This window comes from Photobacterium swingsii (genome assembly GCF_024346715.1).
GTDB lineage: Bacteria > Pseudomonadota > Gammaproteobacteria > Enterobacterales > Vibrionaceae > Photobacterium > Photobacterium swingsii.
In genome coordinates this window covers 138,493-153,322 of record NZ_AP024853.1, presented here as the reverse complement: position 1 = coordinate 153,322, position 14,830 = coordinate 138,493, and the positions used below count along the sequence as shown (strand labels likewise).

The following is a 14,830-nucleotide window of genomic DNA, read 5'->3' as shown; positions in this document are numbered from 1 at the left end:
CTCCTATTTAGTTTCAGCTGGCGTAAAATATGAGAAAACAGGACAAAATGGTGTAATTTAGTGATGTTTTCGGAGGCCTAAACAATAAAAAATATGAAACTGTTAGCTATCTCTCGCCTTACCATTTATACCTAATGGAAATAATCAGTATGTGATACTTATCCTGAAAGAAATGGAAGAGTCTGATAGAAAAGCCAAAGCATACCATTCTCTAAAGAGCTCACTGACATGAAGCCACATGATAAAGAAGCCCTGCTTATCTCTCCGCAGGAAAACTACTCAACAGAAAGTGTTTCTGTCAGCCCGCTGTCGCTCTATTCCTCGTATGAGAAGATAGACATTGAGCTTAGACGACCGCATGACATGCCTGGCTACCACTGGCACGGGCAAGTAGAAGTAAACATTCCATTTGGTGGGGATGTGGAGTACATAGTGAATGGCAGCCCAGTATTACTTAAAGATGGGCATATTGGTTTATTTTGGGCTTCAGTTCCGCACCGCTTAACGAATATTGGTGAGTGTCGAAATATGGGGATCATTAATATCCCTATCCATCACTTTTTATCTTGGCCGTTAAATAGAGAGTTCGTTAATCAAATTACGCATGGTGCGGTATTACACTCAGATGCTCCTTCATTAGTTAGCGAATTTGAAATCGCTCGATGGGAAAATGAAATGATGCATTTAACCGAGAGCCGCCAACAACTTGCTGCTGATGAAATCAGCTTAATGCTAAAGCGAATATGCCTCGATGGCTGGTCACAAGTATTAACGAGCCGAACAGATAAACCGACACAAAATGGCGTCTCTAAGCATTCGCAGTTTTATGTCAGTCAAATGCTTGAATACATAGCGACACACCATGATACGCCGCTAACAGTAAAGCAAATTGCTGAGCATGTTGGATTACATGCCAACTATGCGATGGGAATTTTCCAGCGCATGATGCAGCTGACTATCAAACAATACATTACCGCCATGCGTATTAACCATGCACGCGCACTATTAAGTGATACTGAAAAGACAATCTTAGATATTTCACTGACCGTAGGTTTTAATTCAAGCAGTCGTTTTTACCAAACCTTTCAGAGCTATCTTGGTGTAACGCCAACTCAGTACCGAAAACTCAGCCGCAACGATCACCGCTGGGCATTAAAAGACAGTAGTCCTATTCATCAGCTAGAAAAAGGGGCCTGCGATGGTAAGCGACCGGTTGGTGTATCAAAATCGTTATAATACCATTAAGAATTTATTTCTTACGATGAAACAAGTAGTCATCAAGGCTGTGTTGCAGATTGAGAAAAGCTAGCCAGCGCCTTAGTGATTTTTTCAATTACAGCATCACATCCTTCAATATTGTGTCTGGTTTGCAAGTATTGCGGATCATTGTAGGTTAACCACACCTGTTGGTTTTCATCTTCACTGACTACCACTTTCTGGGGTAAATCAATGGCAACACTTTGACTACATGCCATCAAAGGTGAGCCTACTTTAGGATTACCAAAGATCACTAACTGAGTTGGACGTAACTTTACCCCAACCTTTTCAGCTCTTTTGGCATGATCGATACGAGCAAAAATAATCATCCCCTTTTCTTGCGCGACGCTCTCGAACCTATCGGCAGTTTCATCCACGCTGAAACCACTTTTAAGCATAATTAGTCCATTATCAGCATTTGCGGTTGTCGTTAGCACTAGAGCAAGTACGCCACCTAGAAAGTATTTCACCAGCATACAGCCTCCATATCTCAAATGATGAATTATAAAGAATAGTGAAAGCATAGAAGCGAACGATTAAATAACCAAAGTCAAATCATGCAGTGAGCAAAAGCACTATGGTTTATGGCGATTCTTCCATTAACAATTTAATGCCAAGCCCCACTAACACCACAGCTGTGACACCTTCCATCCAGTGCATAAAGCGTGCATTTTTAAGAAGGTTTTTGGCTGAGTTCAATATACTAGCCAAGCCACATTGCCATACCATAGCAATAATGAAGTGAATCGAAGCCATTAGCATTGACTGCCATAAGGGTGATCCTTCTGGGTTTACAAACTGGGGAAGAAACGCAAGATAGAATACCGCTGTTTTAGGGTTTAAAACATTCGACAAGAAGCCTTCACGCAAAGACCGTTTCGCGCTATAAGTGCCTTGTACCAACTCCCCAATTTCAATGCATCCTTTATTTTTCACCATAGCCCGTAAACTACTTACCCCTAACCAAATCAGGTATGTAGCCCCCACCATCTTGACCATCTGAAATAGTTCTGCTGATTGCGCCAAAATAGCAGAAATTCCAACTGCAGAAAAAAAAGCATGGACAAAAAGCCCACTACAAATACCAAAACTTGTCATGCAACCGTCGGCCAACCCCGAGCGGCTGGTGTTACGAATGACCAATGCGGTATCTAACCCTGGAGTCAGCGTTAAAATGGTGATGGCAATTAGAAATGCCTCAACGTTTAGGATATCCATATCTTTTCATCTTGATGCTGTGTGTCATATTTCAACATCAATACCGCCAAATGAACTGATTAGCAAGCGTCAATAGCGCCTGAATACACACCAATATGCCACTCACCTCATATTGCTTGCCTTTTTATAGAACAAAGCTAAGTTGTTGAATAAACGTACTCATTCATTACAAGTCACGAATATAAAAAACAACGCGATTATTAATTTACTCTATGAGTATTTTATGATGCTAAAAGCGGGCATACCATTTTTTGCTTTTACTCAATCGTATTATTATCAATTGTTAATTAAAACATCTAGTATCTTATAAAAGACCAATATAATATGATTTCGATTCAATAACACAAAGTGAAAATTAACGCCTCACCACGAAGTTATTAACATTCAATTTACGAATGAAAACAACAAGGAAAATCCAGTATTTATCATTACTAATGTGAAGTGACACTTTACTATTTTTGAAAGTTCAAATTATTGATACTCAAGTTTTCATATTTATACCTCAGCGATAAAACAGTAGATTTACGGTACATCCCCCTTAATAAAAGCCATTAAAACAACTATACTCACCTTCGTTAACTAAGAGCGGCATATATACGATAAAGTTTTAATGTAATCGATTAGAAATTAAAACTTATAATCCAGCTTATCGATAAATAGTTATATACACCCTCATAATTAAAATTTGAATCAAGATCACAAGAATAAGGATATCTTGTGATAACACCAAGGACGAAATAGATAAGAAACAGGCATAGTAAATGAATAACTCCGCAACGTACTTGCTCGCTGCGTTAAGAGAAAAAATTAAAGAAAAAGGAATTTGTTATGCTGAACTATCGATTGGTACGGGGATCCCCCTTTCGACAATAAAAAGACAGCTGCATAACACTGCATTAGGGCTTGATAAGATACTCTATTATGCGAGTCATTTAGATACCGATCTGGTTGAACTATCGCAACGAGGCCGGCAGTTACAGCTTGAAAACGAACAGTTTATAACAGATGTGAATAGTGATATTTTCCATCAGTTTCCTCACCTTTTCGACTTTTTATATTTACTTCGTCGTAATGAGTGGACATTGGAAGAGATCACCCAAAAGTACACCCTGAGTTCAACTTCTATAACCCTATACTTGCGGGCATTAGAAATGATGGACTACGTAGTGCTTAAAGGTGAACACCAGTACCAGTTTAAAGATAAAGGGCGTTTTATTTTTGAAGAAGGCTCAAAGCTAGATACATTATTTGCCGAAAGATTTCGTAAAGAATCATTTAGCCATAAAATACGTCCTCCTATTTGTATTGGAAGAATTGCAATTACAGAAGATCAAGAGGAAAAACTCGCTACGGAGGTATATAACAAACTTATAGAATTTGATGTTCAAAATAAAATGGGTGAAAACAAAGAAACATTGAAAAATGTACTTATGACATTTACTCCAGGTAATCAGATATTTCTATCTGACACTATCCCTAATGTAGATGGTGAATTACTAAAAGCAATTTCGTTCGCCAAAGAATTAGAATAAAAATATAAAAAATAAAGAGAATCCTATTTACTCTGGATGGATTCTCACACTTAAAATTCGCTTATTTATCTAAGCAAAAATTATAACGTAAATAATAGGAAAATAGTATGTTTAATAAAAGCACACTTGCTATTGTAATCGGGGCTTCAATTTTACTTTCTGGCTGTAATTCTAGTAACGATGATAACAGCGGTAGCGGCTTCACTCTACCTGTTGCACCTACATCTGAATTTACCAATGTCATCGATCGTACGGGCAATCCAACACATCTTCGTGATTACGATGTTTACTCGAACCTAAAATACAATGCATTAATTGATAATGGCGCATGGCATGGTCACTTACTGCCTGAAGATGCTGCTGGTTACGGCACTTTTGGTGGCATCATGCAAGTGACGCAGGAATATGCACATTTCATGTCTGGTGAAACATTCGACAAACTCACAATTACAGATAAAAACACAGGAACAACCTATAACCTGTCGAATGCTAAAGCGAAGGTTTATTCCATTCCCGGCGCTTTAGTTCAAGTATTAGAATTGGATGACATTCATGTCCAAATGGTTCTACGCTTTGTCACTAATCGCTCTTCGTTGGTTGAAACTAAGATCACCAACTTGACCAAGAATGACATGGATCTTTCACTAGAGTGGGATGGCGAACTAGTTAAATACGCGCGTTCTGGTGAAAAGTATGAAAATAAAACGGTTGCTGAATACTACCCAGAATACAAACGCCAAATTTCGGCGATTGATAATGGCATCAAAATTAATTTCGGTGATATGAAAAACAACTGGGCAATTCGTAGCGATGCTGATGCCGAGTTCCGTATTACACGGTCGTTAAAAACGCGTACTATCGCCAATGAGACATCATTTACGTCTTACTCTGAAACACAGGTGCCATCTAAAAAAACAACCACTTTCTATACCGCCTACTCTAACTTGCACAATGCTAAAGAAGTCGCATCTGAGATCGTTAAACTTCAAGACGTTTTGGCAACACCCACTAGCTACATGAATGCTTCAAAAAAACGTTGGGATGGTTATTTAACCAATGGGTTAACCAATAAAGATGCAACACCAGAGCAAGCCCGTGTCGCAGTAAAAGCCATGATGACCCTAAATGGTAACTGGCGTTCAGCGGCGGGTGATATTAAGCAAGCAACGGTGACACCTTCCGTCACTGCTCGCTGGTTCTCTGGTAACTTAACCTGGCCTTGGGATTCATGGAAACAAGCGTATGCGATGGCTCACTTTAACCCAGATGTTGCCATGGATAACATTCGAACTGTTTTCCAAGAGCAAATTCAAGCTAACGATAAAATTCGCCCACAAGATAAAGGTTACTTACTTGATGTATTGACCTACACCAAACCAACGACACGTGGTGGTGCAGGCTCTGAAAACTGGAACGAGCGCAATACTAAACCATCGCTAGCCGCTTGGTCTGTCATGGAGGTTTACCATGCGTTGGCAAATGACTTTGACCGTAAACAAGATGCGCAAGCTTTCATTGATGAGATCTATCCAAAACTAGTGGCATACCATGATTGGTGGCTATCGAACCGCGACCACAACCAAAATGGTGTCCCTGAGTACGGTGCGGCGGTTGATCCTGCCCATAATACACCTGAAGGCATAATGTACGTATGGGTAGAAACTAAAGATCCTAACTTCACAACGATTATTCCTGCCGAAGACATCATCAAAAAAGACGGTGACCACTATCAAGTGAAAGGTATGGCTTCTTACAACAAGATTCTGGATCAGGTTGATTACATGAACCTTGAAGTGGGCGCACAAGAAGCGGCAGGTTGGGAATCAGGTATGGATAACGCTGCGCGCTTCGGCTTTATCTACAATATTCATGACATGAACAAACAAGCGACTGACATCAATAACCCTGACAAGAATGTTGATCAGCTAGGCCGCTATGCCGCCACTGCGCATGGTTTTGATAACAGCATGGCGTTAACTAATGGCGCATGGGATTACACCAATAAAGATGCGGCTAACCTAGCTAAACTCAAACTGGCGAAGAAAGATTGGGAAGTACGCTTTGCAGAGAACCGTGCCAATAAGAACGATCCAGCAGGTCAACTACTTGGCTTCTCCATGCTGCAAGAATCTGTCGATCAAGCCTCTTACATGTACTCAGACAACAAGTACCTCGCTGAAATGGCTGGCTTAGTGTCTGATGGCATCGTAGGTAAAGATCGAGCGCAAGAGTTCTTAGATGGTGCAAGTAAAATTAAAACCTACATTAACCAATGTATGTTTGATGAGGGTACTGGCTTCTTCTACGACATTCATCTTAATGTTGAAGCAGATGGTACAACCCCAGCCCCATTAGCCAATGGCTGTGCAGGCGAACCTATTGTTGCTCGTGGCCGAGGCCCTGAAGGCTGGTCGCCCCTCTTCAATGGTGCAGCTACACAAGACCATGCCGATAAAGTTATTGCGGTGATGCGTGATCAAGACGAATTCAATACGCCAGATAAATTCCAAAATAAAGGGGTGCCTTTACCAACTGCTTCACAAACAAACCCAGCTTACGGCAAGGATGTATACTGGCGTGGGCGTGTATGGCTAGACCAAGTGTACTTTGGCTTCCGCGCTATGGATAACTATGGTTATAAACAAGAAGCGATTACGATGGCCAACGAACTATTTAATAACGCGGAAGGGATGACAGGCAACATGCCGATTCGTGAAAACTACAACCCAGAAACGGGCGCGGTACAAGGTGCATCGAACTTCTCTTGGTCTGCCGCTCACTTATACATGATGTATAACGTTTTCTTCACCAAATAAGTATTCACTATAGATCAACCAATATCATGGGCTTTAGATCCCCCCTAACCTAACAGCCTAAATGATACAAACCAAAGCCGACGCTGGTTCATTCGTGTCGGCTTTTCTTCGTAGTCCATTCCCCTTTTGTGACTCACAGCTAATTGTATAGATAACAAGCAAAACCAACCTTACCTTAAACGCATATTGTTGCTGACAACTTTATATATTGAACCATATCAACCTTTTTAATATGCGTAAGAGTGATATGACATCATGACGTGTATCATTCCAAGCTTAAATCAGCGTGTAGATAAAACACATAAATCAAAGCACCTACTGGGTACTCCCTAGAAATACACGTTGTGATGATATTGGTTAGGATTTTTATGGCTTCTAAAGCATAAGGAACAGGTTAGGTTCATGAAAAAAATAATATTAATTGCAGTTTGCATCATGTTTGCAATTGCAGCGATAGCGAGTGTCTCTTCAACATCTTATATCTCCCATCAAGAAATCGATAAAATCATACTGAAAAAGTCGCAAGCACAAGCTGAGCTACTGGCTAAAAACGTCGAATATATCTTGAGTTCATCTTCACAGCCTGTCGAAGATTTACAGCAATTTGTACTGTCACTAAATAGTCGCTCAGACATTAGTTATGCCGTTGTTATTGATAAAAATGTTCAGGCGATTGCGCACAGTGATATAGAAAAACTCAATAAAGTCTATAACGATAGCTATACCGTTGATGGCGCGACACGCGGCAAACCACAGTATTCGAAATGGTATGCCGATGTTCAAAAGGTATGGGTATACGACATTTTATCCCCTGTTTATGTCAACGGTGGACTATACGGTACATTTGATATCGGTATTCCTATCACAGAGGTGAGTGACGCAGCTAAAGGCATCGTAATGAGTCAGCTCGTGGTTATTCTTGGTATTTTCTTCATCTGTGGCTGTGTACTGATGTGGCTATTAGGCAAACTACTACGCCCACTTTCAGGCTTACAACACGCGCTAGAAAACATCTCTAAAGGCGATGGTGATCTAACAATTCGCTTACCTGTTAATGGCAATGACGAGATTGCCCATATCTCAACCGCCTTTAACACTTTTGTTATCAAAATTAATGAGATCATTGCACAAGTTGCAAATACTGGTGTCGATCTGGGTCATTCCGCAACGGATCTACGTAGCCAATCCCAACAGGCATTAGCACGCGGTCAAGATCAAAGCGAGCAGTCATTGTTAGTTGTTACGTCAATGAACGAGATGATCGCAACAATCGCAGAGATTTCCCAAAATGCGAGTGGTGCGGCCGAGTCCGCTGAAAAAGCGAATATCGAAACCCAGAATGGGCATAAGATATTGCAAGAAGCCACCAGCACAATCACGAGTCTTGCAAATCAAATCAATGATACTTCAGGGGTCATTACCTCTCTTGCCGATAGAACACAGTCTATTGGATCTATCCTAGAAGTAATTCGTGGTATTTCAGAGCAAACAAACCTCTTGGCACTCAATGCTGCAATTGAAGCCGCTCGCGCAGGTGAAGCTGGACGAGGCTTCGCTGTTGTTGCTGATGAAGTAAGAAACCTCGCCACTAAAACGGCACAATCGACAAATGAAATTCAAACCATGATTGATCAGCTTCAAGACGAAGCTAAGAATGCGGTTGATGCGATGGATAGCAGTAAGTCACTCACCATTGAAGGTTCACAGGCGACGGAAAAAGCCCAGCAGGCTCTAGAGAGCATTTCGGCACAAGTGATGGCAATACTAGATATGAATACCCAAGTAGCCACTGCGACTGAACAACAAACCAGCGTGGCAAATGAGATCAACCTAAATATGGATACAGTTGATAGCTCGGTAAAACTCGGGCTAACAGCAAGCCAAGAGCTCGAACTCTCTAGCCAAAAACTGGCCGATCTAGCGAAAACACTCGATCACCATGTTGGTGCTTTTAAAATCAACCAGTAAGTATTAACAGTAACTTAAACTTCAGCCTCCCGTTTTTGTTTTCGCGGGAGGCTTTTCTCCAGAGATATTATCTCCAGGTACTTTTCCTCTCGGAGCTTTACTTATAGAGACTTTCTCGCCGTTGCAAGTAACGTACTCCCACCACCATAAAAATAACCTTACTTAGATAAAAACTACACAGGCATAAAACACTTGAGTATCAGGCAATATAAAATCACAATAACTGTACATTTTAGGGTTCACGTAAGTAGCTATTCATGAATAAACAGCTCACCAGTGGCATATTGGGTGGTTTAATTCCCGTTTTGGGTCTTATTTTATTATTGGCTGGAGGCTCACACTTCCCTGTTATTGAGTGGCCATTTGAAGCATACCAAGGCTTGGTCTTTAGCTTAGTGTGGGGACTCGGTATTTCTCAGTACCTTGCGTATTTTATCTCTGCCATGTTGTTTATAACGCTGTTTGCTGTTGGCTACGCGGTGGGTTGTAAGCTCTATCGTCAGCTGCGCCACTAACGATAAACACCTAATTGCCCCTAATACGGGCAATTTCATTCTCTGAAATCCCAAGTGATTCCAAGAAACGTTGATGTTCTGTCGGCTCCAACTCTTCAAACTTTTTGTGCCACGTTGTCATATCTTCTTCAGTAAAGCCCGCAGCTTTCATAATGTTCACCCAGCGCGCTTTGGTAACCTTATTATCGGTTAAAAGAGCGGGTTCCTGCAGCAAGCCAACAATGGCCTTTTGTTGCGCCCGTAAGTTCTGAATTTCTCGCTCAAGCTCATTAAAGTGATCTTTCATAATTTGCGCTTGCGACTTGCCCTTTTGAGCTAACAAGGTTCGAATACTTGCAACAGGCAGCCCGTATGACCGATATGAGGTGATCGCTTTTAAGCGTTCAACTTCTTTTTCGCCATACCAGCGATAGCCATTATCAGCACGATAAGCGGGAAACAAAATCTCTTCACGTTCGTAATAAAGAATAGTCGCGCGCGAAATCCCGCACTTTCGAGCCAGTTGAGTTACAGTTAGCATAGATTCACCATTTATTATCCGGCTGAGTAATATCAACCCTAAACCTATAGACGGGTCAAGGCTAACTTTCTCCATTAACTTACAAAGGTAACAACTCACCATACCCGATCACGGAAGCATTGCTTTTATGATGCCTTTCGCTATGGTGTTAACTCACAATTTAAAATCATTAGGTTAGGTATAAACGCCGTGTATCTAATGAGTAAGGAAACATATAACAAGGAGCTGTTATTCATGCCAAACACAACATGGCTTTCGGATATTAGGTTACAGGGTAACAATATTACTCTAGTGCCCCTGAAAAAAGAGCATGCTAAAGCGCTTGTTCAAGCGGCATCTGATGGTGAGCTTTGGAATTTATGGTATACATCCATACCCAATGAGGAAAAGGTTGATGCTTATATAGAAACAGCGCTGTCAGAAAAAAAACAAGGCCGTTCACTACCCTTTGTCGTTATCAATAATCAGACTCAAGAGGTTATAGGCACGACTCGTTATTGCAACGCTGATTGCACGAATCATCGCGTTGAAATAGGTTACACATGGTATGCAAAACGTTATCAACGCACAGCGGTAAACACCGAGTGCAAATACCTATTACTGACTTATGCTTTCGAAAATTTATCTGCCATCGCGGTTCAATTTTGCACTCACTGGCATAATCAAGCCTCACGTAATGCCATCGCACGCTTAGGTGCTAAGCAAGATGGAGTTATTCGCAATCATCAAAAGATGCCAAATGGTAGTTACCGAGACACGGTTGTTTTTTCTATCATTGAAAGCGAATGGCTCGCTGTTAAAGCAAACCTAACATTCAAGCTTCAATTGTCTTCATAACAAAGAAGGCCACTGTCGGCTGGCATACACACGAGGGATCAACAATGGATTATGACCAATACAATGCTTTTTGTCGTGCATTACCAGCAACGACCTATGTTGTGCAATGGAATAACTCTCACGTATGGAAAGTCGGTGGAAAAGTCTTTGCCATTGGCGGGTTAGGACCAGACGATGCACCTGCCTTTATATTTAAAACGTCTGATCAGAATTATCATTACCTGAGTGAGCACCCCGGTTATAAACCAGCGCCTTACTTTGCATCACGCGGGATGAAATGGATACAACACTTTGCAAGTTCAGCGCAGACGGATGAAGAACTCATGTATTACCTGACCGAGTCTCACCGAATTGTTTCCTTAGGGCTGACAAAGAAATTGCAAAAAGAGCTGAACTTAAATCAAGTGTGATTGCTATCATTCAACAGCTATTCGTACAGTAAAAAGCCAGTGATTCGTCACTGGCTTTTTGTTGCTATCGGCGAGAAAACAGAGTTTCTTAACAAATACTGCCCTATTTTACGTTAGGGTTTTGTCCCAATACGGTTTCAGCAGCTTGTGCATTATCAAACATTGTAAAGTTGTACTGTTCAATTTCCCATGTATCGGCACGATCTAGCGTCCATGTTTGGTTCGCTTGGTCGGTGTAAATTGTCCATAACGTTGGGAATACATCATTCACATGTGGGTCGATACGGTCGTAGCCAGAGAACACATTATTAGCAACTGCTTTGATGCTCAGTGCTGCTTTTGCTGGGTCTTTGACATCTCGAGCATACAAGTCTTCAACAATTTCTTTGGCGCGAAGACGTCTGTCGTATGAACGGATACTGGCGTCCGCTTTCGTGCCCTCTTTGTCCATGATTAAATGCGTGCTGAACTCAGGATCATTCGACATGAACTGTACACCAGGCGCGGTTTCATACGTGCCTTCATAGATTTTTTGCTCACCCTTCACATACTCAATAACCGCACTCTTGCCCGATGCATCTGTAATTTGATAATGAACTGGGGCTGAAATACATTCATTGGCATGACCCGGTAAATCACAAATTTTCTGGTCAATCACATCAATGCTACGCAGCGCTTCGAGTGCTTCATCGGTTGTGGCAAAGTTATCAACCACGAAGCGTGGCACTTCACCTGCACTCACATCTGGAACCCCAGCTTTACCCGCTGGAAACTCAGTGTAATCTTTACCTAGATACAAGATACGCGCTACAAGCCCTTTTTCATTCATCGCTTCAGCCACAATCCCAGGGTTAAAAGATTTAATCTGCATAGAGGCATACTTAGATTTACTTGTGACACCATCTTTTGTATCGGCATACTGATTTTCAATACCTCGTCCTTTACCGACAACTTCTGCTTGATCTTGACCAGTCCAATCCATAGTACGGACTGTCATGCTAACATCACCATTATTGTAAATAGCCGATGTACATGCTGTTGCTATGCTTGCCATACCCATGGTTGATGCTGCAATTAACGTCGCGATAATAGTTTTTGATGCTTTCATAATCTTATCCTCATCAGAATTCGACTGGTTATCTCGGTGAGATATTCAATGTTGAATATTGGTTGAGTACCCCGTTTCGTTGGCATTGATATTACTCGCCTGATGAAAACAGCACCAACAAGCAGCTGTAAGTCAGACTTACAGGATGAAAGCTTCATTTTGGATAAATAATGCATATAAGCCATACCGTTATGGCCTTACTATTACGATATAAACCTTCTGCTATATGAAAGGTTTTTTATGCTACTATCTCTTTGGTTTCTATGGACTAATAACCAAAATATTCACAAGGAGCGTGAGTTTGGGGAAATATATTGCGATCTTTTTATCTCTGTTTTCATTCAATTCGTTCGCTGAGGATAAACCACTCACTACACCCACTTGTTTACCAGAAGCTGTGTTAACAACGCCTATCACTTTGTTTTTAACCGAATCAATTAAGGCGCAATATGCCCCCTTTGTTATTGAAGGCCACATAAAGAGTTGGTTGGAACATTCCAATACCGTCATGCGTAATTCTTGCATTCCCATGAAACGGACCTTAAAAGAGGTGGTGTACATCAGTGAATTACTCGATATCAACTTCCAAGATATCTATGCTGTGCATGATCTCCTCGCCTATTACTATCCAGATAGAATAAAATCGCTGCAGCAAAACCAATCACATCATCACGTATACCCTTATTACGGCGTAGTATTCAGCACGCGGAATTCAACGTTCAATCCCGATAAATGCGGACAAACAGACGTTACACTCTATCCTCAATTTTTCGTGCTAGATATAAACTGTCCCAAAACCGTGTTAGAACATGAATTAGGCCACTTAGCATGGGCAAATCACGATATCGATACACTCTCAGATCAGACTGAAGGCTACCTATTCGATTTAGCAACTTGGTTACCTGTTGGGCTCCATTCTAAAATAAAACAATACGCCTATGGTTATCGCTGCGGAGGTAAAGGCACAGTGATGTCTTACGCGGATGAATTACACCCCTTCTACTCCAGCCCTTCTATCGCTTTCGATGGCATAGCGTGTGGCAATGATGTATATGCCGATAATGCTCGAGTACTAAGAGAATACGCAGAAGCAAAACTAGAAATAACAAATTGAGTCAATAATATGCAGCGAATTATCACACTCATTGAAAAGGATCAATTACGGCAAGAGGCGCTTCATTGTGTATCGCTACTAGCACTTCCACAATGTTATTTAGCCGCTGGCTTTGTCCGAAATTTAGTCTGGGATCACCTGCATCCCGAAAAACCGATAACAACCCCGCTCAATGATCTGGATGTTATTTATTTCGACCCAACTGAAAGCGATCCAAGCAGAGATATTGCGCTTGAGCAACAACTCTCAGACATGATGCCAAATCAAAATTGGCAAGTGCGAAATCAAGCAAGGATGCACGGCTATAATGGCGATCGCCCGTATTTAAGTACACTAGATGCCATGCGTTTTTGGCCAGAAAAAGAAACAGCCATTGCCATTAGAAAAGTGCCAACGACAGCTGGCAGAGGTGGTTACCAAGGGATAAGTGCTTTTGGTGTAGATTCTTTATTTGACCTCAAGATCACCCATAATCCTAGGCGTTCACGCGCACTCTTCGAGCAACGAATCCAAGCAAAACAATGGGTAGTCCATTGGCCTAAACTCACAATTGGAAGTTTCAGTGATGCACTATGATAAAAAATACATGTTACGGGCGCTTGAGCTATCACGACAAGCGCTACCGCAATGTCGCCCCAACCCTCCCGTTGGCTGTGTGCTGGTAAAAAATGGGAGCATCATTAGCGAAGGTTATACGCAACCACCCGGTCAGCACCATGCTGAAGCACATGCTATCGCGTTATACTTAGAGAATACGTCAGCCAACTTTAGTGATGTAACCGCTTATGTCACTCTTGAACCCTGCTCTTTTGTGGGACGAACACCTGCTTGCGCTGACACCCTTGCGACCTTAGGTTTTAAGCGTGTGGTTGTTGCCCTTATCGATCCAGATCCGCGAAACAGCGGAAAAGGCCTAGCTCGACTTCAGAAAGCAAACATTCAAGTTGATGTCGGCATAGCAGAAAGCCAAGTAAAAGCATTTATTAACCAATATCTCATTAAGAATTAATAAATAAGCATTCATTTGTTAAGCAACCTCTATTTCAAGGAAGAACATGACACCAAATCAACAAGCAATGATAGATGCCTATCTAGTACAGTTAACGCCAACCGAACGTGCTGCAATCCCTCAAATTATTGCTGAGTATTTTTGTGCCGATGAGTACAATGCCAATGAGTGCGCTCGTTTGATCAATAAGGGTATTAAACGCGCATCCTGTAGCCTGAAAGCTGGCTATGACATTGAAAATGATCCACTACCACAAGTTGGTAACTTAACCCTTGTTTTAAACTGGGCTGAAGACCCCGTATGTATAGTACGACTCACTGAGGTATCCACCAGCCCTTTTAATCGAGTCTCGCGGGAATTTGCGGAATCAGAAGGCGAAGGAGATGGTAGCTACGAATGGTGGCGTCAGGCTCACATCGACTTTTTCACGCATTATGCCGCCCAAATAGGTGCGACTTTTAATGAAGAGTCAGAACTTGTACTCGAACGCTTTGAAAAAGTCTTCCCGTTATAGCAACATCGTTAG

Annotated in this window: 16 protein-coding genes; 11 read left to right on the top strand and 5 right to left on the bottom strand. The window is 41.6% G+C overall.

All coding sequences use genetic code 11. From position 1 onward, the window contains the following. Nucleotides 1-228 precede the first annotated feature (228 nt). Nucleotides 229-1,236, top strand: a complete 1,008-nt coding sequence (gene melR, locus OCU77_RS18065; RefSeq protein WP_048897732.1) for a transcriptional regulator MelR — start codon at nucleotides 229-231, stop codon at nucleotides 1,234-1,236. 41 nt (nucleotides 1,237-1,277) lie between these two features. Here the strand turns inward: melR and OCU77_RS18060 are convergent, their stop codons facing one another. Both OCU77_RS18060 and OCU77_RS18055 read right to left on the bottom strand, forming a co-directional pair. Next, a complete protein-coding gene (locus OCU77_RS18060) occupies nucleotides 1,278-1,733 on the bottom strand; it encodes a DUF302 domain-containing protein (protein ID WP_107302676.1) in 456 nt (151 codons plus the stop codon). A 106-nt stretch (nucleotides 1,734-1,839) separates the two neighbouring features. Then, nucleotides 1,840-2,475 carry a LysE family translocator gene (locus tag OCU77_RS18055; RefSeq protein WP_048897731.1) on the bottom strand — a complete coding sequence of 212 codons (636 nt, stop codon included), beginning with the start codon at nucleotides 2,473-2,475 and terminating at the stop codon, nucleotides 1,840-1,842. A gap of 761 nt (nucleotides 2,476-3,236) precedes the next feature. On the opposite strand from OCU77_RS18055, the gene OCU77_RS18050 reads away from it, so the two are divergent. The 4 genes from OCU77_RS18050 to OCU77_RS18035 all read left to right on the top strand — a co-directional run bounded on the left by OCU77_RS18050 (nucleotide 3,237) and on the right by OCU77_RS18035 (nucleotide 9,306). Next, nucleotides 3,237-4,007, top strand: a complete 771-nt coding sequence (locus tag OCU77_RS18050; protein ID WP_048897730.1) for a hypothetical protein — start codon at nucleotides 3,237-3,239, stop codon at nucleotides 4,005-4,007. 107 nt (nucleotides 4,008-4,114) lie between these two features. Next, nucleotides 4,115-6,823, top strand: a complete 2,709-nt coding sequence (ygjK, locus tag OCU77_RS18045; protein ID WP_048897729.1) for an alpha-glucosidase — start codon at nucleotides 4,115-4,117, stop codon at nucleotides 6,821-6,823. A 402-nt stretch (nucleotides 6,824-7,225) separates the two neighbouring features. Then, nucleotides 7,226-8,791, top strand: coding sequence for a methyl-accepting chemotaxis protein (locus OCU77_RS18040; RefSeq protein ID WP_048897728.1), 1,566 nt, complete (start codon nucleotides 7,226-7,228; stop codon nucleotides 8,789-8,791). 257 nt (nucleotides 8,792-9,048) lie between these two features. Further along, the gene (locus OCU77_RS18035; protein WP_048897727.1) at nucleotides 9,049-9,306 is read left to right on the top strand and encodes a hypothetical protein; all 258 of its coding nucleotides are present in this window, start codon (nucleotides 9,049-9,051) and stop codon (nucleotides 9,304-9,306) included. Nucleotides 9,307-9,316: 10 nt separating this feature from the next. Here OCU77_RS18035 and OCU77_RS18030 read toward each other — a convergent pair whose 3' ends face one another. Beyond that, nucleotides 9,317-9,826: a MerR family transcriptional regulator gene (locus OCU77_RS18030; RefSeq protein WP_048897726.1), complete on the bottom strand. Its 510-nt coding sequence runs from the start codon at nucleotides 9,824-9,826 to the stop codon at nucleotides 9,317-9,319. Nucleotides 9,827-10,060: 234 nt separating this feature from the next. Here OCU77_RS18030 and OCU77_RS18025 point away from each other — a divergent pair, with 234 nt between their 5' ends. Beyond that, nucleotides 10,061-10,663 carry a GNAT family N-acetyltransferase gene (locus tag OCU77_RS18025; protein WP_048897725.1) on the top strand — a complete coding sequence of 201 codons (603 nt, stop codon included), beginning with the start codon at nucleotides 10,061-10,063 and terminating at the stop codon, nucleotides 10,661-10,663. A gap of 44 nt (nucleotides 10,664-10,707) precedes the next feature. After that, a complete protein-coding gene (locus OCU77_RS18020) occupies nucleotides 10,708-11,073 on the top strand; it encodes an MmcQ/YjbR family DNA-binding protein (protein ID WP_048897724.1) in 366 nt (121 codons plus the stop codon). A gap of 103 nt (nucleotides 11,074-11,176) precedes the next feature. Here the strand turns inward: OCU77_RS18020 and OCU77_RS18015 are convergent, their stop codons facing one another. Both OCU77_RS18015 and OCU77_RS18010 read right to left on the bottom strand, forming a co-directional pair. Then, on the bottom strand, nucleotides 11,177-12,181 hold the full coding sequence (locus OCU77_RS18015) for a linear amide C-N hydrolase (RefSeq protein ID WP_048897723.1): 1,005 nt from the start codon (nucleotides 12,179-12,181) through the stop codon (nucleotides 11,177-11,179). A gap of 261 nt (nucleotides 12,182-12,442) precedes the next feature. Next, the gene (locus OCU77_RS18010) at nucleotides 12,443-12,712 is read right to left on the bottom strand and encodes a hypothetical protein (protein ID WP_146156698.1); all 270 of its coding nucleotides are present in this window, start codon (nucleotides 12,710-12,712) and stop codon (nucleotides 12,443-12,445) included. Here OCU77_RS18010 and OCU77_RS18005 point away from each other — a divergent pair. Genes OCU77_RS18005 through OCU77_RS17990 form a run of 4 tightly spaced genes read left to right on the top strand, consistent with a single transcriptional unit; the run spans nucleotide 12,711 to nucleotide 14,818 of the window. Then, on the top strand, nucleotides 12,711-13,295 hold the full coding sequence (locus tag OCU77_RS18005) for a hypothetical protein (protein ID WP_146156699.1): 585 nt from the start codon (nucleotides 12,711-12,713) through the stop codon (nucleotides 13,293-13,295). The genes OCU77_RS18010 and OCU77_RS18005 overlap by 2 nt on opposite strands. Before the next feature lie 9 nt (nucleotides 13,296-13,304). Further along, nucleotides 13,305-13,871, top strand: a complete 567-nt coding sequence (locus tag OCU77_RS18000) for a nucleotidyltransferase family protein (RefSeq protein WP_107302677.1) — start codon at nucleotides 13,305-13,307, stop codon at nucleotides 13,869-13,871. Next, entirely contained in the window at nucleotides 13,861-14,304 is a 444-nt protein-coding gene (locus OCU77_RS17995) for a bifunctional diaminohydroxyphosphoribosylaminopyrimidine deaminase/5-amino-6-(5-phosphoribosylamino)uracil reductase RibD (protein ID WP_048897721.1), read from the top strand. Before OCU77_RS18000 ends, OCU77_RS17995 begins: the two co-directional genes overlap by 11 nt. A 46-nt stretch (nucleotides 14,305-14,350) precedes the next feature. Beyond that, a complete protein-coding gene (locus OCU77_RS17990) occupies nucleotides 14,351-14,818 on the top strand; it encodes an ASCH domain-containing protein (RefSeq protein WP_107302678.1) in 468 nt (155 codons plus the stop codon). The last annotated feature ends 12 nt before the right edge of the window (nucleotides 14,819-14,830 follow it).

Bases quoted from the DNA above. Each gene is read 5' to 3' on its own strand.
- OCU77_RS18000 (WP_107302677.1), top strand. From the start codon at position 13,305: ATGCAGCGAATTATCACACTCATTGAAAAGGATCAATTACGGCAAGAG.
- OCU77_RS18020 (WP_048897724.1), top strand. From the start codon at position 10,708: ATGGATTATGACCAATACAATGCTTTTTGTCGTGCATTACCAGCAACG.
- OCU77_RS18040 (WP_048897728.1), top strand. From the start codon at position 7,226: ATGAAAAAAATAATATTAATTGCAGTTTGCATCATGTTTGCAATTGCA.
- OCU77_RS18005 (WP_146156699.1), top strand. From the start codon at position 12,711: ATGAAACGGACCTTAAAAGAGGTGGTGTACATCAGTGAATTACTCGAT.
- OCU77_RS17995 (WP_048897721.1), top strand. From the start codon at position 13,861: ATGCACTATGATAAAAAATACATGTTACGGGCGCTTGAGCTATCACGA.
- OCU77_RS18050 (WP_048897730.1), top strand. From the start codon at position 3,237: ATGAATAACTCCGCAACGTACTTGCTCGCTGCGTTAAGAGAAAAAATT.
- OCU77_RS18010 (WP_146156698.1), bottom strand. From the start codon at position 12,712: ATGGGAATGCAAGAATTACGCATGACGGTATTGGAATGTTCCAACCAA.
- melR (WP_048897732.1), top strand. From the start codon at position 229: ATGAAGCCACATGATAAAGAAGCCCTGCTTATCTCTCCGCAGGAAAAC.
- OCU77_RS17990 (WP_107302678.1), top strand. From the start codon at position 14,351: ATGACACCAAATCAACAAGCAATGATAGATGCCTATCTAGTACAGTTA.
- OCU77_RS18030 (WP_048897726.1), bottom strand. From the start codon at position 9,826: ATGCTAACTGTAACTCAACTGGCTCGAAAGTGCGGGATTTCGCGCGCG.
- OCU77_RS18015 (WP_048897723.1), bottom strand. From the start codon at position 12,181: ATGAAAGCATCAAAAACTATTATCGCGACGTTAATTGCAGCATCAACC.
- ygjK (WP_048897729.1), top strand. From the start codon at position 4,115: ATGTTTAATAAAAGCACACTTGCTATTGTAATCGGGGCTTCAATTTTA.
- OCU77_RS18025 (WP_048897725.1), top strand. From the start codon at position 10,061: ATGCCAAACACAACATGGCTTTCGGATATTAGGTTACAGGGTAACAAT.
- OCU77_RS18055 (WP_048897731.1), bottom strand. From the start codon at position 2,475: ATGGATATCCTAAACGTTGAGGCATTTCTAATTGCCATCACCATTTTA.
- OCU77_RS18060 (WP_107302676.1), bottom strand. From the start codon at position 1,733: ATGCTGGTGAAATACTTTCTAGGTGGCGTACTTGCTCTAGTGCTAACG.
- OCU77_RS18035 (WP_048897727.1), top strand. From the start codon at position 9,049: ATGAATAAACAGCTCACCAGTGGCATATTGGGTGGTTTAATTCCCGTT.